The sequence below is a fragment of the Nocardiopsis deserti genome, assembly GCF_008638355.1.
Taxonomy (GTDB): domain Bacteria; phylum Actinomycetota; class Actinomycetes; order Streptosporangiales; family Streptosporangiaceae; genus Nocardiopsis; species Nocardiopsis alborubida.
Genome location: NZ_VWVS01000001.1, coordinates 293,647 through 317,554 on the forward strand (window position 1 = coordinate 293,647; position 23,908 = coordinate 317,554).

Here is a 23,908-nt window from a genome sequence, read left to right on the forward strand (position 1 = left end):
AGCTGGAAGGGGACACGTCCATGGCCCACAGCGGCACCGTGGCGCGGCTGGCCGCGCGGATGCTGGAACGCAGACACGTCACCCGCGCCGGGGTGGCCCGGATCAGCGTCCTGGGGGCCGTCGGCGCGGCGGTCTGGTTCTCCCGGGCCGACACTGTCGGTGGTCTGGCGGGCTCGGCCTTCCTCGGCGCGGTCCTGTTCTGCGACGCGGTCCGCGAGCGCATGCGGGCCGACCGGCGCGACGCCCTCACACTGTGGCTCGTGGCGATGCTGTCGCAGCTGCGCGAGTACGCGGTCTACCTCGGCCTGGCGGCGGGCGCCGTGGCCGCCGGGATCGGCGGGGCCTGGGGGTGGGCCGCGGGCGCGCTGGTCGCCCTGGCTCTGCGCGAGTCGTTCCTGGCCTCCGGGTCCGCTCCGGCCGTCCCGGGGCAGGGGCCGGGTCGAAGGAGGCCCCCGCCGTCCGCCCAGCGACCCGCTGGCGGCCTCCTGGGAGGTCTGGCGCCCCGTCCCCCCCAGGGATCCCGCACCAGCGACCCCGGACTGACCGCGCGACTGTTCGGCGCCACTGTGGTGGACGGCACAACGGGCGGCTCGCGCCCGCCCCGTGCCCCCGCCGGAGCCGCCGCGAACGGAACGGCCGTGAACGGACCCGCGGTGAACGGAATCCACGTGAACGGGGCCGTCGGACGCGGGGTCCCCTTGTGCGGGAGCTCTGAGGAGGAGACCTCCCCGAACGGGGCCTCTGCCGGGGACCGCGCCGCCGACCGCGCCGACCGTTCCGCCCCCTCGCCGCTGCGTCGGATCGCGGACTTCCCCCAACCCGTGCGCTTCCTGGCCATCGCGGTGACCGCCACGCTCTGGGACGCGCGCGTCGCCTTCGTCACCCTCGTCGTCGGCTGCGTCGTCGCGGCCACCGCCCAACTCGCCGATCCCGCCCGGAGCCGGCGGTGAACGAGAGCGCCGCGCACGGGGGACCGGACCGGGGGCAGTATGACCCGTTCCGTCCCGACCTGCGGTTTCTTCGTGATGACAGTCACATGGCGCTCCTGCTCGGCCGGATCGCCCCCGGGGGAGCGCCGCCCCTGCTCACAGCGCTCACCGGGCTCCTGGTCGTCGGAACGCTCCTCGCGGCAGGCCACGGACGGCTGGCAGGCATTACCCTGTTCGCACCGGTCGCTGCCCTGCTACTGTCCGGACTGGCCTCGGGCCACCCCCACGACGGACGGTTCGACTGGCTCGTGCCACCCGTCCTGCGCGTCACCGAGTACGGATACCTGGCGGTCCTGGGGCTGGCTTCCGGTGTACCGGGTCCCCTGGTGTTCGTACTCTTGGTGGCGGTCGCCTGTCACCACGGCGACGACGTGGCCCGTCCCGCGGTCGGCTCGGCCCGTCCCGAAGGGGTGCGCGCCGCGGCCCTCGGCTGGGACGGCCGCATGCTCGTCATCGCGGTCGGAGGAGCGCTGCACGCGCTCGCCCCCGCCTACGGCATACTCGCCGGATACCTGGCGGTGCTGCTCGTCCGTGAGGCCGTGCGCACCTGGAGCGCGACACCGGTGGCCGACGTGCGCGCCAGCGCCGCCCCCGGCGACGGCGACACGGGCCGGGGGGATCCGCGGATCCCCCGACCAGGCCACGCAGACGGGGGCCAACCGGCCGCCGGAACGAACGGGGAGGCGTGAGAGCCCTCCCCGACTAAGGAGGAACACGCCCTCATGCTCGGAATGGTTCTCGCCGCAGGCGCGGGGCGCCGTCTACGCCCCTACACCGACACCCTGCCCAAGGCCCTGGTGCCCGTCGACGGTGAGACGACCATCATGGACATCTCGCTGCGCAACCTGGCGGCGGCCGGGCTGACCGACGTCGTCGTCGTGGTCGGCTACCGCGCGGAGGCGGTCGAGGCGCGCAAGGAGGCCCTGGAGGAGCGCCACGGCGTCAAGCTCACCCTCAGCCACAACGACAAGGCCGAGGAGTGGAACAACGCCTACTCCCTGTGGACCGCGCGCGAGTTCTTCTCCGAGGGCGTCCTCCTCGTCAACGGCGACACGGTCCACCCCGTGAGCGTCGAGGAAACGCTACTCGCCGCACGGGGACCGGAACTCCTCCTCGCGGTGGACAGCGTCAAAAGCCTCGCTGACGAGGAGATGAAGGTGACCCTCGACGAGGAGGGCCACCTGCGCACGATCACCAAGCTCATGGACCCGGCCACCGCCGCGGGCGAGTACATCGGCGCCACCCTCATCGAGGGCTCCCTGGACGCCCGCCTCGCCGACGCCCTCAAGGCCACCTGGGAGCGCGACCCGCAGCTGTACTACGAGGACGGCTACCAGGAGCTGGTCAACCGCGGCGAGAAGGTCGCCGTGGCGCCGATCGGCGAGGTGGACTGGGTCGAGGTCGACAACCACGACGACCTGGCCAAGGCGAGGGAGATCGCATGCCGCTACTAGCCCGCATGCTCCCCTCCCCGCTGGCGATCGACGTGCGCAGGGGAGCCGTCGCCTCCCTCGGGGCGCTGCTCGCCGACCGCAGGATCGCCACCGAGGGCCGCATCGCCGTGGCCGTCGGCCCTGGCCAGGGGGCGCAGATCGCCGCCGAGCTGGACCTGCCCAACTGCGAGGTCTTCCACGTCGAGGAGGGCACCGTCGACGCGGCGACCGAGCTGGGCAAGAGGCTCCGCTCGGGCGCCTACGAGGCGGTCGCCGGGATCGGCGGCGGCAAGACCATCGACGTGACCAAGTTCGCCGCCACCATGGCGGGGATCCCCATGGTGGCCGTGGCCACCAACCTCGCGCACGACGGCATCGCCTCGCCGGTCAGCTCGCTGGAGCACGAGGGTGGCAAGCCCTCCATCGGCGTGACCATGCCCATCGCCGTGGTCATCGACGTCGACTACGTCCGTGCGGCCCCCCCGCACCTGGTGCGCTCGGGTATCGGCGACGTGGTCAGCAACATCTCCGCCATCGAGGACTGGGAGCTGGCGGGCCGGATCAACGGCGAGCCGGTGGACGGGATGGCCGTCACCTTCGCCAGGGTCGCGGCCGAGGCGGTCCTGCACCGCCCGGACTCGGTGGAGTCCGAGGCCTTCCTCACGGTGCTCGCCGAGGGCCTGGTGCTCTCGGGGATGGCCATGTCGGTGGCCGGGTCCAGCCGCCCCGCCAGCGGCGCGTGCCACGAGATCCTGCACGCGGTCACCCAGCTCCACCCGGGCACCAGCAACCACGGCGAGCTCGCCGGGCTGGGCGCGCTGTACGCGTCCTTCCTGAGGGTGCGGCACCTGGGCTGGTCGCAGGCGCGGATGAGCGAGATCCGCGACTGCCTGATCCGCCACGAGCTGCCCGTCGTGCCCTCCGACGTCGGACTCGACGAGGCGGAGTTCGCGCGGGCGGTGGTCCACGCCCCGGACACCCGTCCGGGCCGGTTCACCATCCTGGAACACCTGAACCTCTCCGAGGACGAGATCGGACGGAGTGTCAAGGACTATGTCGAAGCCGTCGGTCGCTGAGGTCCGCGCGGGCGGCCAGCCCGTCGGCATCAAGGAGAGGACGAACGAGGAGCACTGGGCGGGCCGCCTCTACATGCGCGACCTGTCCCCGTACCTGACCACGTTCTTCGTCCGGCTCGGCGTCCCCCCGAACCCGATCACCTACCTGATGATGGCCTTCGGCGTGCTCGCCGGGGTCGTGGTCGCCTTCGGCGGCCTGTGGTCGGCGATCGTGGCGGCGCTGTTCGTGCAGGTGTACCTGCTGCTGGACTGCTCCGACGGCGAGGTGGCCCGCTACACCGGCCGCACCAGCGTGGCCGGGATCTACCTGGACCGGATCGGCCACTACGTGTCCGAGATCGCGCTCCTCATCGGACTGGGCGTGCGTGCCCAGGGCGAGTGGGAGCCGGGCGGCTGGGTGATCCTGGGCATGGCCGCGGCGATCGGCGTGGCGCTCATCAAGGCCGAGACCGACAACGTGGTGGTGGCGCGTGCCAAGGCGGGCCTGCCGGAGAAGGTCTCGGACGAGGCGATGCGTCCGCGCTCGTCCGGGCTGAGCCTGGCCCGCCGCCTGGCCTCGGCGCTGAAGGTGCACCGCCTCATCCAGGCCGTGGAGCTGTCCCTGATCGTCGTGGTGGCGGCCGTGGTGGACGCCTTCCTCGGCGACCTGGCGGCCACCCGGATCCTGGTGGCGGCGTGCGCGGCGGTGGGCGTGCTGATGAGCTTCGCGCACTTCGTGAGCGTGCTCGCCTCGCGTCGCCTCGAATAGCACGGACAGTTCGGGCGTCCCCGTCCCGAACCGGGGTGGAGCGACACGAACAACGCGCCGGTGACGTTGACGTCACGAACGGGGCCGTGCAGGTTACCCTGTCCACGGTCCCGTCCACCTTCCCTTTATTCTTTCGTTAGTCTGTTTCTGCGAGTGTTGGTCATGTGTCAACCTTCCAGAAACACTTCGTCCACTGAACGGTCGCAGCCATGGCCACACCCGTGATTCCGTCCTCGCCGAGCCCGGAGAAGCCTGAGATGACGGTCTCCCCAGCGCCCAGAGCCGAACGGAGCCGCCCCCAGGTGTCCGCGCCCACCCTGTCCTGCGTCCTGCTGACGATGGGCAACCGTCCCGCCGAGCTGCGCCGTGCCATCACCAGCGTGTTCGAGCAGGAGGACGTGGACGTCGAGGTCGTGGTCGTCGGCAACGGCGCGGACCTGCCGGAGCTGCCCGAGGGCGTCACGCGGGTGCGCCTGCCGGAGAACGTGGGCATCCCCGAGGGGCGCAACCACGGTGTGCGCGCGACCAGCGGCGACATCATCCTCTTCCTGGACGACGACGGCTGGTACCGGTCCACGGACCTGGCCCGCCACGTGCGCGAGCGCTTCGCCGCCGACCCGTCGCTGGGCGCGCTGTCCTTCCGTATCGCCGACCCCGACGGCGGCCCCGACCAGCGCCGCCACGTGCCGCGCCTGCGCGTGGGCGACTCCCGGAAGTCGAGCGTGGTGACCACGTTCCTGGGCGGGGCGTGCGCGATCCGGCGCACCGCCTTCGAGGCCGGGGGCGGCCTGCCGGGTGACTTCTTCTACGCGCACGAGGAGACCGACCTCGCCTGGCGGATCATGGACGCGGGCTACGAGATCGAGTACGACGCCGAAGCGGTGATGTACCACCCGGCGGTGGCGCCGACCCGGCACGAGAACTTCTACCGGCTCAACGCCCGCAACCGGGTGTGGCTGGCCCGCCGCAACCTGCCCTGGCCCCTCGCCGCGGCCTACCTCGGCACCTGGGTCGGGCTGACCGTGCTGCGCGAGCGCGACCGCGGCGCGCTGCGCTCGTGGTTCGCGGGCTTCCGGGAGGGCTGGCGCGAGGAGGCCGGCCCGCGCACCCCGATCAGCTGGTCGACCGCGTGGAGGATGACCCGCGCCGGACGCCCGCCGATCATCTGAGCCCCCGGCGCCGGGCGGGCCCGCCGCCCCCGCGCGCCGGTAGCCGGCGGGTTCCGCCCGCTCAGCAGCCCGGGACGCCGACGGAGCGGGGAGGTTGCTGGCGACACCACAGCGGCTCCCAGATTCGAAGGCGGGGCGACAGCCATGTCCGAGCAGCCTCTGGTCCAGGTGCCCGAGCATCCGATCGTTCCGCGTCCGGCCCCCCACCCCCGCCGCCCTGCGCGAGGCCGTGGCCCGCATCACCCCCTCGCGGCTCAGGGAGTTCGACCGTCGGCTCGTGGAGACCAGCACCAGAGCCCGGACGGGACAGACTCCGGGACCCCTGTGGCTGTTCTGCCGTTCGTGGGCCCAGTTCGTGGAGATCCACAGACACCCCGACGTGGCACGCAGACACGAGGAACTGCTGGCCATGGTCGAGCAGGGCCATCCGGACACGCGGAAGGCGATCTCGGAGATCTCCCGTATCCTGGCCTGGGCCGACGAGGAGCTCGACGAGTGAGCGCGTGGTCCTGAGTGAGCGCGTGGTCCTGGTGTTTCGAGCCCCCCCGACCTGGCCGAGGGGCTGCCGGTCGGCGCGGTGGCGGAGATCGAACGGTTGGCTTCGGAGCTGGCGGCCATGGGAGCCGAAACCGACCATGTGGGGCACCCGCAGGACCGTTCAGGAGGGCTACGCGAGTTCCCTCTGGGGAACGGCGTCGGGTTCTTCCCGTTCCCGATGGCGCACCATCTACGGGAGATCGTGATCGGGCAGGTCACACTGTGGCCGCACAAGGCGTGAGGGAGGGGCCGGGCACCGCGGGTGCCCGGCCCCTCGCGCGTGTGCGTACCGGACGGCGGCCGCGGCCGCGGTGTCTCGCGGCCGGAAAACTGTTGCCGCTTGACAATAGTTGACTCTGTCGGCATTGTTTACGATTGGGAAGCCCGCCCCCGGGGTGCTGGCTGCCCCGGGCAGGGCGGGGACGCCGAGGTTCCACCCACACGTGGCGCCGGGCCGACCGCCTGGCCCGCACCAGTGGCTCAGGCCGTACGGAAGTTGGTCTGGTCGGAGCTGTCGGAGCGTTCTTCGGCGCGGTTCGCCGCCTCGCGGAAGGACACGAGCCCTTCCATGAGCATCACCCGCTTCCGCGGGGGCATGCGGGCGATGACCTCGTGGAGCTCCGCCTCCCTGCGGGCTCTCAGGTCGCGCAGGAAGGACCGGCCGCTCTCGCTCAGCCAGAGCCTCAGCTCACGACGGCTGTTGGGGCTCGGTGTCCGGGTCACGAAGCCGACCGCCTGGAGGCGGTCGCACAGCCGGCTCACGGACGGAGGGGTGGAACCCAGGCGCTCGGTCACAGTACGCAGGTTCACGCCGTCCTCCTCCTCAAGGATGAAGAGGACCTTGAGCTGCGGAGGAGAGACCGGTGAGGAGGCGACCTCACGGCCGCGCCCCCAGAGCACTTCCATGAGTTCGGTGACGGTGGATGCCGCACGGGCTGCCTCGGCTGTCGGTTCCTGTGATTCAGGACTCACTTTCCACTCTCACACATCGCGTCTGTGAGCCGTACCCGTCCGCGAGCCGGAAACCGGGTATCTCTACGACCATAACGGAACGCCCCGTTCCGTGCCCGCCGACCGTACCCGTGCCGGTGCGCGGGGTACTTCTCCAATCGGCACAGAAAACGCAGGTCGAGCCAGTGAACATATTCGAGACCGTAGCGCGGTCCCTTCGTGAGGCCCAGCCGCACGGGCTCATGGCGGTCCTCCGTGAGGCTCTCGCTGCGGACTACGCGGCGGCGTCCGCCGAACTCTTCCTCGCCGACTACGGACTCAAGGTACTCTGCCACGTCCCCGATCCGCCCGGGGAGTGCGCGGGGGAGTACTCCGTCTTCAACAGCGTCGTGGGCCGGGTCTTCGGCGCGCAGGAGACCTTCGTCGAGGACAGCTTCGGGTCCGAGGCCGTGACCGTCCACCTCCCGGTGAGTGCCCGCGGCGACCGCCTGGGCGTACTCACCGTCGAGCTGAAGGCGGACGACTACTCCGCCGAGGTGCTCACCCAGCTGGAGCAGGTCGCCGACGTGCTCGGGCACGAGCTCCTCGTCGCCGAGCGCGACACCGACGTCTACCGGGCGCTGCGCCGCAGGGACCGCCTCACCCTGGCCGCCGAGGTCCAGTGGGACCTGCTGCCGGGCCGGGGCTTCGAGTGCCCCGAGTACAGTATCGGCGCCCAGCTGGAGCCGGCCTACTCCATACGGGGTGACAACTTCGACTGGTCGGCCGCACCGGACCAGCTCATCCTGGGCATCACCAACGGCATGGGCGAGGGCATCGACGCCTCGCTCCTGACCAGCCTGGCGGTCAACGCCCTGCGCAACGCCCGCCGCGGCGGGATCCCGCTCGCCGACCAGGTGGCCCTCGCCGACAAGGCCGTCTACTCCCACTACCGGGGGGAGCGCTACCTGGACGTCCTCCTGCTCGGCTTCGACCTGGCCACCGGCGAGGTGCAGGCGGTCGACGCCGGCTCGCCCCTCCTCTACCGCCTGCGCGGCGACCGGGTCGAACAGCTGCCCTTCGAGGCCCAGCTGCCCATGGGTATGGCGGAGGACACCGTGTACACCGCGGAGAGCTTCAGGGTCGAGCCCGGAGACCGGCTGGTGTTCGTCAGCGACGGGGTGTTCGACGCCCGGGGCTCCTCCGAGGAGGAGACCTTCGGCAGCCGGGCCCTGTCCCGGGCCATCCTGGCCACCAGGCTGGTGCCCAGCGCCTCCGTCCCCCAGGAGGTCCTGCGCCACCTGGCCGAGTACCGGGGCGAGCACGAGTCCGTCGACGACGCGCTGGTGGTCTGCCTGGACTGGAGGGGACGGACCGAACAGGCGTAGGCGCGGTGCCGCGCCCGCGGTCCGGTGCGCACCGTGTCCCATTCCCACCCGTCCCCCGTCTGGTAGACAATTGCCACGCGGCAACAACGTAGGACCTACCCCTTACAGCGACATGCAGTGACCACGAGGAGATGTATGACTGACGGAGCATCCGACCACTCCGGGTCGGGCGCGCGGATCTTGTCCGCCTTCCTCCGGCGCCGCAGGGAGCAGATCGCCCAGCGGTGGGCCGACCTTCCCCTCTTCCAGACGGTGTTCACCGTCACCCGGGACGAGGCCGTCGAGGCCTGTCACGCGGTCGTCGACTCCCTCTCGGTGGTCGCCGACAGCGGACGCGTCGACGACCTGGAGGCCCCGGGCTTCCACCCCGTCCGCGACCAGCTCGTCGCGATGACCGCCTCGCGCGCGAGGTCGGGCCTGTCCACCGCCCAGGTCGACCGCGAGGTCGGCGTCCTGGGCGAGGCCGCGATGGAACTGCTGGTCGCGGACGCTCCCGAGACCGGGCCCGAGGAACTGTGCGACATCCGCGTCCAGCTCGCCACGCTGTTCGCCACCCTGCGGGTCATGGTCGTCGAGAGCATGCTCCAGGAGAACCAGGAGATCATCCAGCGCCAGCGCCAGCAGCTCCTGGAGATGGCGACCCCGGTCGTCAAGCTCTGGGACCGCCTCGTCGCCGTGCCGCTCATCGGCATGCTCGACAGCGCGCGCAGCCAGGTGGTGATGGAGAACCTCCTGGAGGCCATCGTCGAGCACAAGGCCACCATCGCCATCCTGGACATCACCGGCGTGTCGACGGTGGACTCGCTCGTCGCGCAGCACCTCATGAAGACCGTCGCCTCGGCGCGGCTCATGGGTGCGGAGTGCGTGATCTCCGGCATCCGCCCCGCCATCGCCCAGACCATCGTCCAGCTCGGCCTGGACCTGGGCCCGGTCACCACCCGGGCCAGTCTGGCCGACGCGCTGGAGTGGGCGCTGGAGCGCCGCCAGCGCAACGCGCCGTCCATGCAGGGTTCCTGAGAGCTGATCGGACAGGTACGTGAATAGTCCTCCCACCATCCCGGTCCTCGACCTCGGCGGGTTGCTGCTCGTGAGCATCCAGGGCGAACTCCCCGACGAGGCCGCGGTCGACCTCCAAAGCGACGTGACCTCCGCGGTGGCCGACACCGGTTCGCGCGGACTCATCATCGACATCAGCTCGCTCGACATGGTCGACTCCTTCCTCGCACGCGTCCTCGCCGAGGTGGCGGCCTCCTCCCGGCTCCTCGCGGCCAGGACCGTCCTGGTCGGCATGCGCCCGGCGGTGGCCATCACCCTGGTCGAACTGGGCCTGACCCTGCCGGGCATGGACACCGCCCGTACGGTCACCGAGGCGGCGGCCAGTTTCGGGGTCACCATCGAGCGGAAGGAACGGCCGGAACGGGGCGCGACGTGAGCCAGGTCTCCGTGGAGCCGATCCGCGTGCCCATCCGCAGGGACACCGACCTGACGTCGGTCCGTCAACAGGTGCGCGCCCTGGCGCAGCAGACCGGGTTCGGCCTGGTCCAGCAGACCAAGCTCGTGACCGCGGCCAGTGAGCTGGCCCGCAACACACTCCTGCACGGCGGGGGCGGGTCCACCGAGATCCGCGTCGTCCACGGCCGGTTGGGGCAGGGCGTGTGCGTGTCCTTCGTGGACTCCGGACCGGGGATCCCCGACGTGGACATGGCCCTGACCGACGGCTACTCCACCGCGGGCGGCCTGGGCATGGGCCTGAGCGGCTCCAAACGCCTCGTGCAGGAGTTCGAGATCCAGAACCTCCCCGAAGGAGGGACCAGGGTCACCATCACCTCCTGGGCCGATCCCTACGGGCGCGGAGCCCGATGACCAGAGTCTGGGACCTGGCGGTCACCGACGCCACGCGCGTGCCCGAGGCGGCCAGGACCGCACGGAGCGCCGCGCGCGGCGTCGGCCTGGACGGGGCCGTGGCGGACGCCGCGGCCCTCACCGCGTCCGAACTGGCGACCAACATGTGCAGGTACGCGGGCGGGGGGCGCTTCGTGGCGGAGGAGGTCCGGGACCCCTGGGGGGTGGCCCGGGCCCTGCAGATCCTCGCGCTGGACCACGGCCCCGGCATCCCCGACGTCCCGCGCGCCATGGAGGACGGCTTCTCCACCGCTACCGAATCCCTGGGCACTGGGCTCGGTGCCTGCGCGCGCGCCGCCGACTTCTTCGAGGTCCAGAGCGTCCCCGGCAGGGGGACGGTCGCGGTGGCCCGGTTCGCCCGGTCCGCCGACCGCGCCCTGTTCGGGGCCCGCGCGGCCACGGGCGGGGTGCACCTGTCCCTGGGCGGTCACACGTTCTCCGGCGACGCCCTGGCCTTCCACAGCTCCGGAGGACTGCGCACGGTCATGCTCGCGGACGGGCTCGGGCACGGTGAGGCCGCCGCGGAGGCCTCCGACGCGGCCGCCCGCTTCGTGACCGGCAGCAGGGGAGGAGCCCCCGACGCGCTGCTGCGCGGGCTGCACGAGGCGCTGCGCCGCACGCGCGGGGCTGCCGTCGCGGTCGCCGCGGTCGACGAGTCCAGGGGGCGTCTCACCTTCTGCGGGGTCGGCAACATCGGCGCGCGCCTGTACAGGGACGGGCGCTGGGAGACGCTGCTCTCCAAGCCCGGCATCGTGGGGGCCTTCTCCCTGCGCACACCTGCCCCGGCGCTGCGAGAGTGGTCCCCGGGCGACATGCTCGTCCTGCACAGCGACGGGCTGCCGGGACACTGGAAGCCCGAGGGCGCCGAGCGGCTGCGCGGCCACGACGCGGCGGTCGCGGCCGGAGCGGTGTTCCGGGACTCGGGCAGCGCCGCCCGCCGGCTGCGCGACGACACCAGCGTCGCCGTGGTCACGCACACCGTACGTCCTGACGGAGGAGGACGATGACGCAACCGCTGCTCGACCTGCGGGTCCGCGGCGCGGTCGACGCGGCGCTGGCCCGCGCGGCCGTGGCGCGCGTGCTCGGCGCCGCGCGCGCCGGGGACGAGGCCGAACTGGAGTTCCTGGACGACGCCTCCTCGTGGGCGCTGCGCGCGGCGGGGCCCGGCGGTCCGGCCGCGCTGGCGGTGGAGCTGTCCGAGGACGGGCTCGCCCTGCGCGCCACCGTCCGCGACGGCTCGGGGGAGAGCAGGTGGGAGTCCGACCTGTCCCTCCCCGAGCCCCTCGACGCGGGGGTCGCGGCGGACGGGGGACCGGAGGGGCCGGACGCCGAACTCCTGGCGGCGGAGCTGCTGCGTGTCTCCGAGCGCGCGGGGAGGGTGGCCGCCGTCGCGGCCGAGCGCGCACGCGAGCTGGAGTGGCACCAGCGCGAGCTGGAGGAGACCAACCAGGGCGTGCTCGCGCTGCACGCCGAGCTCGCCGAGGCCAGCGACGAGCAGCGGAGGCTCCTGGCGGCCGAGCGGTCGGCCCGGGACCAGGCGGAGGCCGCCCGCAACAGGCTCACGTTCCTCTCCACGGCCAGCGCGAGGCTCATGACCTCCCTGAACCAGTCGGAGATCTTCGCCCGCCTCCAGGACCTGCTCGTGCCCGGGCACGCGGACGCCGTCGAGGTGTGGCTCGCCGGTGAGGACGGCGGCCTGTGCGCCTCCGACGGGCGCGAGGCGGCCGTGCCGGACACGGTGCTCCTGGCCGCGGCCCGGCGGCGGCCCACGGACTCCCTCGCAGAGGAGGGGCAGCTGGCCCTCCCCCTGCTCACGGGTTCGGGGCTGCTCGGAGTCCTGCTGCTGCGCCGCGCCGACCCCCCGGACGCCGACGACGAGGTCGTGCTGGTCGAGCTCGCGGGGCGGGTGGCGGCGTCGCTGGACAACGCGCGCCGCTTCGAGCGCGAGCGCGACACGGCGGCCACCCTCCAGCGCGCCATGCTCACCGAGCTGCCCGAGACCCCGGGGATGGAGCTGACGGCCCGTTACCTGCCCGCCACGCGCGGGATGAACGTGGGCGGTGACTGGTACGACGTCTTCTCGCGGGGCGACGGCGAGTTCATCGGCGTGGTCGGCGACGTCACCGGACACGGTATCCACGCCGCGGTGATGATGGGCCAGCTGCGCACGGCCCTGCGCGCGTACGCGCTGGAGGAGCGCAGCCCGGCCGTGCTGCTGGAGCGTCTGCACCGGCTGCTGGGCCACCTCGAACCGGACCTGTTCGCGACCGCCGTCATCGTGCGCTTCCGGCCGGGGGACCCCGAGGTGGTGATGGCCGGAGCCGGGCACCCGCCGCCGCTGTGGCGGGACGGCGAGGGCACGGCGCAGGCGGTGCGGCTCCCGTCCGGAGGCATGCTCGGCCTGCCGGTGGAGCTGACCTACACCGACCACACCGTCGAGCTGCCGCCGGGCTCCGCGCTGCTGCTGTACAGCGACGGCCTGATCGAGCGGCGCGGCGAGTCCATCGACGACGGGATCGCGCGCCTGGTGGAGGGCTTCGGCGGGCCACCGTACTGGCGGGGCGGCCCGGACCAGGCAGCCGACGACCTGCTGGACGCCATGGTCAAGTACCAGGACTGCGACGACGACGTCTGCCTGCTGGTCTTCCTCGCCGCTGAGCGGGACACCCCGCGGGCGGACGGGTAGCGGCCCGGCCCCGCACACGTCGGGGCCGGGCACCTCCTCGGCGCCCGGCCCCGTCGCTACCCGGCCCCTCGGGGCGCGTCAGTCCGCGGATCAGACCTCGGTGACGGCCTCGTCGTACTCCAGGCGCGGCAGGCGGTCGAACCACGCGTCCGGACCCGGCCTGCCGATGTTCATGACCACCAGGGGCCGCAGCGTGGAGTCCTCGCCGAAGAACTCGCGGCGCACGCCCTCGGCGTCGAAGCCGGTCATCGGTCCGGCCGCCAGGCCGGCGGCGCGCACGCCCAGGAGCAGGTAGCCGATCTGGAGGAAGGCGTTCTGCAGGGCCATGCTCTCGCGGGCCTCGACGGGCATCCCGGAGAAGTTGTCCCGGGCGTCGGGCGCGACGGGGAAGGTCTTCGGGAAGTGCTCGTGGAAGTCGGAGTCCGCGGACAGGATCAGGGTGAGCGGCGCCGTCGAGGTCTTGGGGGCGTTGTTGCCCGCCATGTGCGGCACGAGGCGCTCACGGGCCGAGGCCGAGCGCACCACGGTGACCCGCAGCGGCTGGTTGTTCATGGCGGTCGGCCCGTACTTGACCAGGTCGTGGATCGCGCGGACCTGTTCCTCGGTCACCGGTTCGTCGGTGAAGCTGTTCGCGGTACGCGCGTCCCGGAAGAGCAGGTCCTGGGCCGCCTTGTCGAGAACCAGGGCGTCAGTCATGTGTTTCCTCGTCGTGCTCGTGGTGTGGCGGGGGGCCGTGCGGAGTCGGCTCCGACAGGGACCACAACACTTGTTGACGAGGAAGATATTTCTTGGAGAGTCAGAAGTGGGTTCAATCACGCACGGGAGTGCGCTGGCGACTCCGCGGGGGCGGTACGACGGGCAGGGGTTCGCCGGAGGCCTCGTCCGCCCACGCCTCCAGGCGCTTGACGAACAGGCGCGCCTGGACCGGCCAGTGGAAGGAGGTCCGCGCGATCCGGTGCCCGGTGCTCGCCAGGTTCCGGCGCAGCTCCTCGTCCCGGCGCAGCCGCAGCACCGAATCCGCCGCGGCCGACACGTCCCCGAACGGCACCACCAGGCCCGACGGGCCCTCGGGGCGGCCGGTCACCAGCTCCTGCGCCATCGGGTTGGGCGTGGTCACCACCGGCAGGCCGTGCGCCATGTACTCCACGACCTTGGTCGGCATCGAGTGCCGGTAGTTGGGCGTGTCGTGCAGCAGGCTCAGCCCCGCCATGGCACCCGCGCAGATCCGCAGCGCCCGGTCGTTGGGCACGAACCCGTACCAGTTGAGGACGTCCTCCTGCTGGGCCTCGCGCAGCAGCGGCCGCACCCCGGCGTCGGCGCCGCCGATCACCTCCAGGCGCACGCCGTGCGGGCGCAGCATGCGCCCCAGCTCCACCAGTTCGCGCGCGCCGCGCGCCTCGGACACCTGGCCCAGGTACACGATCCGGTCGTCGCCCGGTTCGCGCGCCGGGAACTCCGGCACGTCGGTGGTGTTGGGCACCACCGGGTGCTCCAGGCGGAACCGGGAGCGGTAGCCCTCCTCGGCCAGCAGCAGCCGCATCCGCCGCTCCGCGTGCCGCTCGAAGGAGCGCACCACCGTGCCCAGCGGACGCCGCAGCGCCCGGGGCACCCACGCCTTGGTGAGCAGGGCCGCGGCCGTGTCCTCGTGCACGTCCCACACCGTCACCGGGCGCCTGGACGGCAGGGCCAGCAGGAGCTCGGGGTCGTGGAAGAGCAGCAGGTCGGCCATGGGCGCCTGCTCGGCGAGCACCGCGCGGGCGGCGCGCAGCGAGGCGAGCCGTTCGCGCCCCGAGGCGCGCGGCACGTCCACCGAGCGCAGTTCCGACCACGGGGTCACCCCGCACTCGCGGAACGGCGCCACATAGGTCACGGTGTGTCCGGCGTCCAGCAGGGCGCGGATCTGCCGGTGCAGGATCCGTGCGTCCTCCGGATGGTGCACCACCGTGGCCACGAGCGCGTGCATCGAGTTCACCTACCTGTGTCGCCGTCTGAGGCCCTCTCGGGCGGATCGGCCGGGCCGCTCCTCCTGGGGCGGTATCAGCTCTTCGCCACGGTATTCAGCGGGGGAGACGTGCCGAGGAAAGCCCGGTGGCCGCACGGGGTGCAGCGGGTGAACCTTCGGTCAGGGGAAGGTGAACGCCGAAAGGCACGCCGATGGACGGGGTGTGCGTCCGGGTCGGCGTGCCTGACGGGCGGGCTTCCTCAGGTCACAGGACCTGGAAGCCCTCGCGCGTGACGTGGCGCCGCACCTGCGAGGGGACCGCGGGGTCCGTCTCGGGGTCGGGGCGGCGCAGCACGCCCCGGGTGTCCAGGAGCAGCCGCGCGTACTCCTCCAGCCGCTTGGGCCGGTACTCGGCGTGGTCGGTGAGCAGGATGGTCAGGTCGGCCTCGGCCAGGGCGCGGTCCAGGTCGGTGGACCTGGGCACGTCCACGCCGTCGACCTGCCAGGACTCCACGTGCGGGTCGTGGTAGGTCAGCGTGGCGCCCTTGGCGGCCAGCTTGCGCGCGACCGGCCGGGCCGGGGACTCGCGCTGGTCGGCGATGTCGGCCTTGTAGGTGACGCCCAGCAGCAGCACCTTGGAGCGCGACAGCGCCAGGCCGGAGTCGTTGAGCAGCTCCTGCGCCCGCTGGATGACGTAGGAGGGCATGCGGCCGTTGATCTCCTGGGCCAGCTCCACGAACCGGAACGGGTAGCCGAGGGTCTTGACCTTGTACGACAGGTAGTTCGGGTCGATGGGGATGCAGTGGCCGCCCACGCCCGGGCCCGGGTAGAAGGCCTGGAAGCCGAACGGCTTGGTGGCCGCCGCGGCGATGGAGTCCCACAGGTCCACGCCCAGCTCCTGGCAGAAGATGGCCATCTCGTTGACCAGGGCGATGTTGACGTGGCGGTAGGTGTTCTCCAGCAGCTTGGCCATCTCCGCCTCGCGGGTGCCGCGAGCCCGCACCACCGTGTTCACGAAGGCGCCGTAGAAGTCCGCCGCGGCCTCCCCGCACTCCGGCGTCAGGCCGCCGACCACCTTGGGCGTGTTGGCCACGCCGAAGGTCGGGTTGCCCGGGTCGATGCGCTCGGGCGAGAAGGCCAGGTGGAAGTCGGCGCCCGCGACCAGGCCGGACTTCTCCAGCAGCGGGCGGACGACCTCCTCGGTGGTGCCGGGGTAGGTGGTCGACTCCAGGATCACCAGGGTGCCGGGCTGCAGCTGGGCGGCGATCGCCTCGGCCGCGGACGTGACCGCGCTCAGGTCGGGACCGCCCTCGGCCGACAGCGGCGTGGGCACGCAGATCACGATGGTGCGCGTGGCGGCCAGGCAGGCCGGGTCGGTGGTCGCGGTGAAACCGCGGTCCAGCATCCCGCGGACGTCCTCCGCGGAGAGGTCGTCCACGTGCGACACGGCGTTGTTGAGCCCGGCGACGACGCGGTCGCTCACGTCCAGACCGGTGACCTTCAGGCCAGCGGACACGGCCTCGGCCGCCAGCGGCAGGCCGACGTAGCCGAGGCCGAGAACGACGAGGTCGCTGACCGCACCGGCGGACTGCTCGGAGACAAGGGCTGGGTTGGAGGCTGCGGCATCCACTTCGTGGTCACACTCGCATTCATCTCGTGAACGGGCGTAAATAGCGGGGAGTGCCATTGCTCAGTGCGTTGGACGTCCGAGTGTAGGCACGTGTTGTCCACGCTTACGGGTTCTGGCCTGGTTCGGTCATTTCTCGAATCTGAACCCGATACGCCTGGTTGTAGCGGTATGCGGCCTCGGCCCAGGTGCGGTCAGCGCCGACGAGGCTGCGACCTGCACTGCCGTAGGAGATCCGCTTTTCACGACTGTAAGCGAGTTTTGTCAGCACATCGGCTAGAGTCGCCGATTCGCCCGCCGGAATTAACTCTCCGGTCACTCCCGGTTCCACGATCTCTTGCAACGCGGGAAGATCACTGGCCACCACCGGAAGGCCGCCCGCCATGGCCTCCACGGGTTTGAGCGGGGTGACCAGACGACACACCCGCTCGTCGCGCCGCGGCACCGCGAACACGTCCAGGGCGGCGTGGTGGTCGCGCACCCGCGCGGCCGGGACCCGGCCGGTGAAGTGCGCGGCCCCCTCCAGGCCCAGCGAGTCGGCCAGGGAGCGCAGCGCGGGCAGCTCGGGGCCGTCCCCCACCACCAGGGCGTGCGCCGCCTCCCCGCGTTCGCGCATCAGGGCCACCGCCTCCAGCAGCGTGTCCAGGCCCTCGTAGCCGAAGCAGCTGGTGGTGGTGCCCACCACGAAGTCCTCGCCGCCGATCCCCAGCTCAGCGCGCACCCCGGCGCCCGAGGGCAGCGGGGCCAGGAAGGAGGCGTCCACCGCGTTGGGCACCACCAGCAGGCGCTCGCGCGGCACGCCGCGCGCCTCGATGTCGGCGCGCATCGCCTCGCCCAGGGTCACCACCAGGTCGGCGGCCAGCATGCACTCGGTCTCGCTTGCGCGCTCGGCCTGGTAGAAGGCGTCGTCCACGCTGCGCGAGGGGTCGCGCGAGAGCCACGACTCCTCCAGGAAGCCCCGGACCTCGTACACCACCGGCAGGCCGAACCTGCGGCCCAGCTCCAGGGCCAGGCGGGCGTTGTGGTGGTTGCTCGCGGCGTGCAGCACGTCGGGCCGCAGCGCCTCCACCAGCTCCGACCCCAGCCGCACCCCCGCGGCCAGCTCCCGCCCGGCGTCGGCGGGCGCCGTCCAGGGGAGCAGCCGGTGGTAGGGGACGCCGTCCACCCGCACCAGCGTGCGGGGGTCGGGCACCCCCTTGACCAGCGGGTACCCCGCCCGGGTGACCACGTGCACGTCCATCCCGGCCTCGCGCTGGGCGACCGCGATCTTGTGGGTGCGCTGGGTGTAACCCGCGTTGGTGTGCGGCAGCGCGTTGGTCACCAGATGCAGCACCCGCAGACCCGCCCCGGGTGACGCCGGATCCCCGGCCACACGCCACCGTTCACCCTCCGATGCCTCCGGTCGCCGAGCGTTCACCGTGGCGTCGGGCGGCGTTCGTGGATCGCGGGTTAACGTGATGGCGTGACGGTCAGGCGACGTGGACGGAGGCGTGGCGACAGCGCGTCCCGTGGCCAGGGCCGTCCGGTACTCCGCGGCCTCCCGGAGAGCGCCTTCCGGAAGCTGTTCGACCAGCTCCCGGGCGGTGGCCGCGTCTCCTGCCGCCAGGCAGGCCGCCACCAGGCGGCCCACCCGGCGGGGGGAGGCACCGCTCGCCGCGGCGAGCACCGCCTCGCGGGCGTCCGCGCGCCGGCCCTGGTCCCACAGGGCGTAGGCGCGGGCCCGGCCGCCCGCACGGGAGGCCAGGGCGCGCACCGCGCGTCGCGGCGGACCGGGCGTCAGCCGCAGCGCCAGCAGCGGCAGCCGGGCCGGTTCGGCCCGCAGGTGTCGCCAGGCCAACGAGAGGGTGAACGTCGCCGCCCGCGGCCAGCGGGTGCGCGGACGCGGAACCTGGGATTCGGAAGCTTGGGTGTCATGCACGGTCAGTCACACAACCACGCGGACGTGACCGTACGGTGACACCACGGCGACACGGACGGGACGGCTCGGGCAAGGAACGCCGCCGAACCACACCAGCCCCGCCGGTCACGGCGGGAACACCACCCCAACAGAAGGAAACGTGAGAGCCGTGGCAACGAGTGCCCCCCTGGGGAGCCAGGACACCGGGATCGTGCACGTCGTCGGCGCGCGCCCCAACTTCGTCAAGGCAGCGCCCGTCGTCTCCGCCCTGCGCGGACGCGGCGCCCACCAGGCGGTCGTGCACACCGGCCAGCACTACGACGACCGCATGTCCGCCGTGTTCTTCCGCGACCTGGGCCTGCCCACCCCCGACGTCGACCTCGGCGTCGGCTCGGGCTCCCACGCCGCCCAGACCGCCGCGCTCATGGTGGGCCTGGAGCAGGAGTTCACCGAGCGCCGGCCCGGCATGGTGGTCGTCTACGGCGACGTCAACTCCACCGTGGCCGCGGCCCTGGTCGCCGCCAAGCTGCACGTCCCCGTCGCCCACGTGGAGGCGGGGCTGCGCTCCTTCGACAACACCATGCCCGAGGAGATCAACCGCCGGGTCACCGACCAGCTCAGCGACGTGTGCTTCGCCACCAGCCCGGAGGCCGTCGGCCACCTGGCCGCCGAGGGCGTCCCGCCCTCCCGCGTCCACCTGGTCGGCAACCCCATGATCGACACCCTCCTGGGCAACCTCGACCGCTTCGACGCCGACGCCCTGCGCGAGCGCCTCGACCTGCCCGAGCGCTACGTCGCCGCCACCCTGCACCGGCCCGCGAACGTGGACGACCCCGACACCGTCGCCCGCCTCGCCGCGCGCCTGCACGAGATCGCCGACCTCGCCGACGTGGTCATGCCCGTGCACCCGCGCGGCAAGGCCGCCTTCGACCGGGCCGGGCTCGGCGACCACCCGCGCGTGCGGCTCCTCGAACCCCTGGGCTACCTCGACTTCGTCGCGCTCACCCGCGGCGCCGCCGCCGTGGTCACCGACTCCGGCGGCGTCCAGGAGGAGACCACGATCCTCGGCGTCCCCTGCCTGACCCTGCGCCCCAACACCGAGCGCCCCGTCACCATCACCCACGGAACCAACCAGCTCGTCACGGAGGCCGACCTCCTCCAGGCCGTCACCAAGGTCCTGCACGGGCGGACCCCGGAGCGGATCGGCGACACCCCGCCCCTGTGGGACGGCCGCGCCGGGGAGCGCATCGCCTCCGTGCTCACCCAGTGGTCGAGGTGAACCCGATGACACACGAACACCGCGCACCCGTTCCCGCACCCAGGAACGCCAGCGCACGGGAACGCGCCGTACGGGGCGCGGTCCCGGTCCAGGCACGCGGGGTCCGCCGGAGAGCGACCCCGATTCCCCCGCAGCGGTCCAGGTGATCCACCATGGCACACGTCCCTCCATCCGTCCCGCACCCCAGAGGCCCCGCCGGGCCCGCGACACGCCTGGCCAAGGGCATCCGCACCCGGCCGGGCGCGCGCAGGGTGCACCGCACGTCGCAGTCGGACCCGACGCACGGCGCGGTGGTTTCGCCGAACCGAACCGAACACAAGGTGGCAGACCGTGAAACGGCGTGAACAGAGCCAGACCGAACAGCTCCGGCAGGCGCTGGCCGAGCGCGAGGCCCAGCTCCAGGAGGCGCGCACCCGGCTCGCCGCCCTGGAGGGCTCCACCTCGCTCCAGGTGGGCAAGGCGCTCACGGCCGCCGCGAAGCGCCCCGGCCGGTCCCTGGTCAAACTTCCCCGTGACCTCTACCGCCTCTGGCGCAGCAGCGGTACCACCCGGCACACCGAGCGACGCCGCGGCGGCGCCGAGCCGGTCCGCTCCTTCGACGCCGAGCGCCAGGAGTCGCGCCTGCTCACCGGCCTGACCGGCGGCAGGGAGGACCTGCTGGTCGCCGCCACGGTCGTCGGTCCCTCCATCGCGGAGGCGATCGACCCCTACGTGCGCTCGGTGCCCCTGCGCCCGCACGACGCCCAGATCGTCATGGACGGCGTCGACGTGGACCTGGTCCTGGTCTCGGCCTCGGCCGCCGCCCCCGGGTCGCCGTGGGCGCACGTGGGAGACCCCGCGGCAGCCGACCGCACCCGCGCCCTGCACTGGGTGCTGGAGTCCGCCGCCTCCCGAGGCATCCCCACGGTGCTGCTCGACGACGTCCCCTCGCCGCCCGCCCTGCGCGAACTGGGCTTCGACAGGGTCCACCGGGGCGACGCCGGGGTCCCCCTGCACCTGTTCAACCCCGTCGCCGCCGACCTGACGCCCGGACCCGAGGCGGTGTTCGTGCGCGTCCACCGCGAGGAGCCCGTCCCCGACGTCCTCGCCGAGCTGGGCGCGGGCGTGGTGGAGGCCGACTCCCGCGGCCTGGCCGACGCCCTGCGCGCCGCCAACGTCGCCGTCGTGGCGCCCCTGACCGCAGAGGAGGCCCGGCTGCACCGCCGCGCCTGGGCCTGCGGCACCCGCGCGGTCACCGCGGGGGAGGGCCTGGCCGTCACGGTGCCGCGCATGCGCGTCGAGGAGCCCACCGCGGCCGAGCAGCGGGGCATGCTCCGCCAGGTCTTCCTGCGCGAGGCCACCCCGGTGCGCCTCGCCGAGATCCTGGACGGTCTGGACTTCCCGCCCGGCACCCCCGGCCCGGAACTGCCGCTGCGCGGCCGCTCCGTGGCCGTCCTGGCCGACCCGGCGGGGGAGGCCGACGCCGACCGGCTCGCCGACGACCTGCTGTCCGCCGCGCTCAGGCCGGCCGAGGTGGTCGTGCCCGGCGCGGCCTCCCGCCTGCCCGGGGTCCAGCGGCTGCGCGCCGAGGGCGTCACCGTGCGCACGGTGCGCTTCAGCGCCCCGGACACCCCCGAGGAACTCACCCGCGACGAGCCCGGCGCCCGCGCCGGGGAGCCCTGGGCCGTCCTGGCCGAGCGCGCCACCGCGCCGTGGTCGCACCTGTGGACCGCTCCGGTCGGCCGCAGGCGCCTGGCCGACCTGGTGTGCGCCGTGGAGTGCACGGACGCCGACGCGGTCGGTACCGTCGACGCGGCGGCCCCCGAACCGGGCGAGCACGGTTTCTTCGACCGTCCGGACACCGCGGACCGTCAGTACGTCTTCGTCAGCGCGGTCGTGCCGGAACTGGTCCGCACCACGCTGCTGAGGCGCGGCTGGGACCCGGCGGAGTGGAACCGCCGCGGCACCCGGCTCCTGGCCCTGGGCCCCGACCACGGGACGGGCGACGACGCGGAGGACCCCGTGTCCGACGCGGCGGATGCCTCGACCGGCGCCGTCGGATGAGCCGTACGGGCAACGAGAAAGCATCCGAAGGGAAGAACGTGAGCACACCGCCTCCGCGCGCACTCCTGTACGGGGACGTGGACCTCAACATCATCGACGGTTCCGCGGTCTGGGCGCAGTCGATGGCGCAGGCCCTGGCCGCCGCCGGATGCGAGGTGACCCTGCTGCTGAAGGCGCCCGTGCGCACCGACCGGCTCACCGAGCCCCTCACCAGGGTGCCCGGGGTCCGGCTGCTGCGGCCCTACGAGGACAAGGCGCTGCCCGACCTGGGGCCGAGGGGGCTCACCCCGGAGCAGGCCGTCACCCTGATGACCAGGCACCACGAGCGCAAGCCCTTCGACCTCGTGGTCGTGCGCGGGCGCCGCCTGGCCGGGCTGGCCGCGCAGGAGGAGGCGCTGGCGGGCCGCCTGTGGACCTACCTGACCGACTTCCCGCACAGCGTGGGAGAGCTGTCCGCGACCGCCACCGCCGAGCTCACCGAGATCGCGCTGGCCTCCCGGTTCCTGCTCTGCCAGACCGAGGAGCTGCGCGCCTTCCTGGAGTCGACGGTGCCCGCCGCCTGCGGCCGGTCGGTCCTGTTCCCGCCCGTGGTGGTCGTCCCCGAGGACGTGCGCGCCGACGGCGGGACCCAGGCCCGGGCCCGCCTGGCCTACACCGGCAAGTTCGCGCCGCGCTGGAACACCCTGGAGATGACCGAGCTGCCCGCCGAACTGGCGCGGCGCGGGGTGGACGCCGAACTGGTGATGATCGGCGACAAGATCCACGCCGAACCCGCCGACTGGGCCAAGAACATGCGCAGGGCCCTGGAGGGCACCCCGAACGTGGACTGGCGCGGCGGGATGTCGCGCGCCGAGGCGCTCCGCCAGGCCGCCGAGTGCGGCTTCGGGCTGTCCTGGCGCGACCCGTCCATGGACGCCAGCCTGGAGCTGTCCACCAAGGTGCTGGAGCTGGGCGCGCTCGGCCTGCCGGTGGTGCTCAACCGCACGCCCATGCACGAGGCCATGCTGGGCGCCGACTACCCGCTGTTCGCCGGGACCGACGTCGCCTCGGTCGCCGACGCGGTGGCCCGCGCCCACGGCGACCGCGCTGTCTACGCGGACGCCGCCGCGCGCTGCCGCGACGCCGCGGCCGACCACACCCTGGAGCGGGCCGCCGAGCGGCTGCGCGGCTACCTCGCCGACGCCCTGCCCCCCGTCCCCGAGGGCGCCGACCCCGAGCGGCCGCTCAAGGTGGTCATCGCCGGGCACGACATGAAGTTCTTCACGCGTCTGGCCGAGTACCTGGACTCGCTGCCCGGCCTCGACGTGCGCATGGACGAGTGGGAGGGGCTGAGCACCCACGACCAGTACCGCTCCCGGGAGCTGGCCGCCTGGGCCGACGTGGTGATCTGCGAGTGGTGCGGGCCCAACGCGCTGTTCTACTCCAAGTGGAAGCGCCCCGACCAGCGGCTCATCGTGCGGCTGCACCGCTTCGAGCTCTACGCGGAGTGGCCCCGCAAGCTGGACATCGACAAGGTCGACGCGGTGGTGTGCGTGAGCCCCCACTACGCCGACCTGACCCGCGAGATCACCGGATGGCCCGCAGGGAAGGTGGTCGTGGTCCCCAACTGGGTGGACGACGAGCAGCTGGGCCGCCCCAAGCTCCCCGGGGCCGAGTACTCCCTGGGCATGGTCGGTATCGCGCCCTCGCGCAAGCGGTTGGACCGGGGCCTGGACGTCCTCGCCGAGCTGCGGCGCATGGACCCGCGGTACACGCTGTCGGTCAAGACCAAGCAGCCGTGGGAGTACTGGTGGATCTGGAACCGGCCGGAGGAGCGCGCCTACTTCGAGCGCGTCTACCGGCGGATCCAGCGCGACGAGCGCCTCGCCGCCGGGGTGGTGTTCGACCCCTTCGGGCCGGACGTGGCCACCTGGCTGCGGCGGGTGGGGTTCATGCTCTCCACCAGTGACGACGAGTCCTTCCACCTGGCGCCCGCCGAGTGCGCCGCCTCGGGCGGGGTGCCCGCCCTGCTGCCGTGGCCGGGCGCGGACACCATCTACGACCCGCACTGGATCCACGACGACGCCGTGGCGATGGCCGAGGCCATCCACGCGACCGTCAGCGAGGGGCGGTTCTCCGCCGAGGCCGCGCGCGCCCACGAGGAGGTCACCACCGTCTACGGCCTGTCCCGGGTGCGGTCGCTGTGGAGCGACCTGGTGGTCCGCGGCAGGGCGCCCCAGGCGGAGCACTCCACCGCCGCCGCGGGCGCCTGAGGAGGGCCGG

22 protein-coding genes are annotated in these 23,908 nt (G+C 73.0%); 17 read left to right on the top strand and 5 right to left on the bottom strand.

What is annotated here, in order from left to right:
• The first annotated feature begins 20 nt into the window (after positions 1-20).
• The 8 genes from FYW99_RS11040 to FYW99_RS11075 all read left to right on the top strand — a co-directional run bounded on the left by FYW99_RS11040 (position 21) and on the right by FYW99_RS11075 (position 6,193).
• Positions 21-950, top strand: coding sequence for a hypothetical protein (locus tag FYW99_RS11040; RefSeq protein WP_150251921.1), 930 nt, complete (start codon positions 21-23; stop codon positions 948-950).
• Between the two features lie 86 nt (positions 951-1,036).
• Complete coding sequence (locus FYW99_RS11045) at positions 1,037-1,678, top strand: DUF5941 domain-containing protein (RefSeq protein ID WP_394350348.1); 642 nt, start codon at positions 1,037-1,039, stop codon at positions 1,676-1,678.
• Positions 1,679-1,711: 33 nt separating this feature from the next.
• Positions 1,712-2,443, top strand: coding sequence for a phosphocholine cytidylyltransferase family protein (locus FYW99_RS11050; RefSeq protein WP_013154871.1), 732 nt, complete (start codon positions 1,712-1,714; stop codon positions 2,441-2,443).
• A 5-nt stretch (positions 2,444-2,448) separates the two neighbouring features.
• The gene (locus FYW99_RS11055; RefSeq protein WP_150252253.1) at positions 2,449-3,498 is read left to right on the top strand and encodes an iron-containing alcohol dehydrogenase family protein; all 1,050 of its coding nucleotides are present in this window, start codon (positions 2,449-2,451) and stop codon (positions 3,496-3,498) included.
• Positions 3,476-4,246, top strand: coding sequence for a CDP-alcohol phosphatidyltransferase family protein (locus FYW99_RS11060; protein WP_150251923.1), 771 nt, complete (start codon positions 3,476-3,478; stop codon positions 4,244-4,246). Before FYW99_RS11055 ends, FYW99_RS11060 begins: the two co-directional genes overlap by 23 nt.
• 257 nt (positions 4,247-4,503) lie before the next feature.
• The gene (locus FYW99_RS11065; protein ID WP_150251924.1) at positions 4,504-5,415 is read left to right on the top strand and encodes a glycosyltransferase family 2 protein; all 912 of its coding nucleotides are present in this window, start codon (positions 4,504-4,506) and stop codon (positions 5,413-5,415) included.
• A gap of 229 nt (positions 5,416-5,644) precedes the next feature.
• Positions 5,645-5,914 carry a hypothetical protein gene (locus FYW99_RS11070; RefSeq protein ID WP_150251925.1) on the top strand — a complete coding sequence of 90 codons (270 nt, stop codon included), beginning with the start codon at positions 5,645-5,647 and terminating at the stop codon, positions 5,912-5,914.
• Positions 5,915-5,992: 78 nt separating this feature from the next.
• Positions 5,993-6,193, top strand: coding sequence for a hypothetical protein (locus tag FYW99_RS11075; protein WP_223838926.1), 201 nt, complete (start codon positions 5,993-5,995; stop codon positions 6,191-6,193).
• A 239-nt stretch (positions 6,194-6,432) separates the two neighbouring features.
• Here the strand turns inward: FYW99_RS11075 and FYW99_RS11080 are convergent, their stop codons facing one another.
• A complete protein-coding gene (locus FYW99_RS11080) occupies positions 6,433-6,858 on the bottom strand; it encodes a MarR family transcriptional regulator (protein ID WP_150251926.1) in 426 nt (141 codons plus the stop codon).
• 287 nt (positions 6,859-7,145) lie between these two features.
• On the opposite strand from FYW99_RS11080, the gene FYW99_RS11085 reads away from it, so the two are divergent.
• The 6 genes from FYW99_RS11085 to FYW99_RS11110 all read left to right on the top strand — a co-directional run bounded on the left by FYW99_RS11085 (position 7,146) and on the right by FYW99_RS11110 (position 12,858).
• Entirely contained in the window at positions 7,146-8,270 is a 1,125-nt protein-coding gene (locus tag FYW99_RS11085; protein WP_150251927.1) for a PP2C family protein-serine/threonine phosphatase, read from the top strand.
• Positions 8,271-8,405: 135 nt separating this feature from the next.
• Positions 8,406-9,287, top strand: a complete 882-nt coding sequence (locus tag FYW99_RS11090) for an STAS domain-containing protein (protein WP_150251928.1) — start codon at positions 8,406-8,408, stop codon at positions 9,285-9,287.
• Positions 9,288-9,306: 19 nt separating this feature from the next.
• Complete coding sequence (locus FYW99_RS11095) at positions 9,307-9,702, top strand: STAS domain-containing protein (RefSeq protein ID WP_150251929.1); 396 nt, start codon at positions 9,307-9,309, stop codon at positions 9,700-9,702.
• Complete coding sequence (locus tag FYW99_RS11100; RefSeq protein WP_150251930.1) at positions 9,699-10,133, top strand: anti-sigma regulatory factor; 435 nt, start codon at positions 9,699-9,701, stop codon at positions 10,131-10,133. The genes FYW99_RS11095 and FYW99_RS11100 overlap by 4 nt, the downstream gene beginning before the upstream one ends.
• Complete coding sequence (locus tag FYW99_RS11105) at positions 10,130-11,179, top strand: SpoIIE family protein phosphatase (RefSeq protein WP_150251931.1); 1,050 nt, start codon at positions 10,130-10,132, stop codon at positions 11,177-11,179. Before FYW99_RS11100 ends, FYW99_RS11105 begins: the two co-directional genes overlap by 4 nt.
• On the top strand, positions 11,176-12,858 hold the full coding sequence (locus FYW99_RS11110) for a PP2C family protein-serine/threonine phosphatase (protein ID WP_150251932.1): 1,683 nt from the start codon (positions 11,176-11,178) through the stop codon (positions 12,856-12,858). The genes FYW99_RS11105 and FYW99_RS11110 overlap by 4 nt, the downstream gene beginning before the upstream one ends.
• 90 nt (positions 12,859-12,948) lie before the next feature.
• Here FYW99_RS11110 and FYW99_RS11115 read toward each other — a convergent pair whose 3' ends face one another.
• The 4 genes from FYW99_RS11115 to FYW99_RS11130 form a co-directional block, all read right to left on the bottom strand.
• Positions 12,949-13,554, bottom strand: a complete 606-nt coding sequence (locus FYW99_RS11115; protein ID WP_150251933.1) for a malonic semialdehyde reductase — start codon at positions 13,552-13,554, stop codon at positions 12,949-12,951.
• Positions 13,555-13,666: 112 nt separating this feature from the next.
• A complete protein-coding gene (locus tag FYW99_RS11120; RefSeq protein WP_150251934.1) occupies positions 13,667-14,821 on the bottom strand; it encodes a glycosyltransferase in 1,155 nt (384 codons plus the stop codon).
• Positions 14,822-15,065: 244 nt separating this feature from the next.
• Complete coding sequence (locus FYW99_RS11125) at positions 15,066-16,430, bottom strand: nucleotide sugar dehydrogenase (protein ID WP_150251935.1); 1,365 nt, start codon at positions 16,428-16,430, stop codon at positions 15,066-15,068.
• Between the two features lie 103 nt (positions 16,431-16,533).
• Positions 16,534-18,264, bottom strand: a complete 1,731-nt coding sequence (locus FYW99_RS11130; RefSeq protein WP_150251936.1) for a glycosyltransferase family 4 protein — start codon at positions 18,262-18,264, stop codon at positions 16,534-16,536.
• Positions 18,265-18,493: 229 nt separating this feature from the next.
• On the opposite strand from FYW99_RS11130, the gene wecB reads away from it, so the two are divergent.
• The 3 genes from wecB (at position 18,494) to FYW99_RS11145 (ending at position 23,898) form a co-directional block, all read left to right on the top strand.
• Positions 18,494-19,603 carry a non-hydrolyzing UDP-N-acetylglucosamine 2-epimerase gene (wecB, locus tag FYW99_RS11135; RefSeq protein WP_150251937.1) on the top strand — a complete coding sequence of 370 codons (1,110 nt, stop codon included), beginning with the start codon at positions 18,494-18,496 and terminating at the stop codon, positions 19,601-19,603.
• Positions 19,604-19,933: 330 nt separating this feature from the next.
• Positions 19,934-21,646: a hypothetical protein gene (locus tag FYW99_RS11140; RefSeq protein WP_150251938.1), complete on the top strand. Its 1,713-nt coding sequence runs from the start codon at positions 19,934-19,936 to the stop codon at positions 21,644-21,646.
• Positions 21,647-21,684: 38 nt separating this feature from the next.
• Positions 21,685-23,898 (top strand): glycosyltransferase, encoded by a 2,214-nt coding sequence (locus FYW99_RS11145; RefSeq protein ID WP_223838928.1) that lies wholly within the window; start codon positions 21,685-21,687, stop codon positions 23,896-23,898.
• The last annotated feature ends 10 nt before the right edge of the window (positions 23,899-23,908 follow it).

What these genes read in the sequence shown, in the direction of transcription:
- FYW99_RS11040 (WP_150251921.1), top strand. Translation starts at nt 21, where the DNA reads ATGGCCCACAGCGGCACCGTGGCGCGGCTGGCCGCGCGGATGCTGGAA.
- FYW99_RS11045 (WP_394350348.1), top strand. Translation starts at nt 1,037, where the DNA reads ATGGCGCTCCTGCTCGGCCGGATCGCCCCCGGGGGAGCGCCGCCCCTG.
- FYW99_RS11050 (WP_013154871.1), top strand. Translation starts at nt 1,712, where the DNA reads ATGCTCGGAATGGTTCTCGCCGCAGGCGCGGGGCGCCGTCTACGCCCC.
- FYW99_RS11055 (WP_150252253.1), top strand. Translation starts at nt 2,449, where the DNA reads ATGCTCCCCTCCCCGCTGGCGATCGACGTGCGCAGGGGAGCCGTCGCC.
- FYW99_RS11060 (WP_150251923.1), top strand. Translation starts at nt 3,476, where the DNA reads ATGTCGAAGCCGTCGGTCGCTGAGGTCCGCGCGGGCGGCCAGCCCGTC.
- FYW99_RS11065 (WP_150251924.1), top strand. Translation starts at nt 4,504, where the DNA reads ATGACGGTCTCCCCAGCGCCCAGAGCCGAACGGAGCCGCCCCCAGGTG.
- FYW99_RS11080 (WP_150251926.1), bottom strand. Translation starts at nt 6,858, where the DNA reads ATGGAAGTGCTCTGGGGGCGCGGCCGTGAGGTCGCCTCCTCACCGGTC.
- FYW99_RS11085 (WP_150251927.1), top strand. Translation starts at nt 7,146, where the DNA reads ATGGCGGTCCTCCGTGAGGCTCTCGCTGCGGACTACGCGGCGGCGTCC.
- FYW99_RS11090 (WP_150251928.1), top strand. Translation starts at nt 8,406, where the DNA reads ATGACTGACGGAGCATCCGACCACTCCGGGTCGGGCGCGCGGATCTTG.
- FYW99_RS11105 (WP_150251931.1), top strand. Translation starts at nt 10,130, where the DNA reads ATGACCAGAGTCTGGGACCTGGCGGTCACCGACGCCACGCGCGTGCCC.
- FYW99_RS11110 (WP_150251932.1), top strand. Translation starts at nt 11,176, where the DNA reads ATGACGCAACCGCTGCTCGACCTGCGGGTCCGCGGCGCGGTCGACGCG.
- FYW99_RS11115 (WP_150251933.1), bottom strand. Translation starts at nt 13,554, where the DNA reads ATGACTGACGCCCTGGTTCTCGACAAGGCGGCCCAGGACCTGCTCTTC.
- FYW99_RS11120 (WP_150251934.1), bottom strand. Translation starts at nt 14,821, where the DNA reads ATGCACGCGCTCGTGGCCACGGTGGTGCACCATCCGGAGGACGCACGG.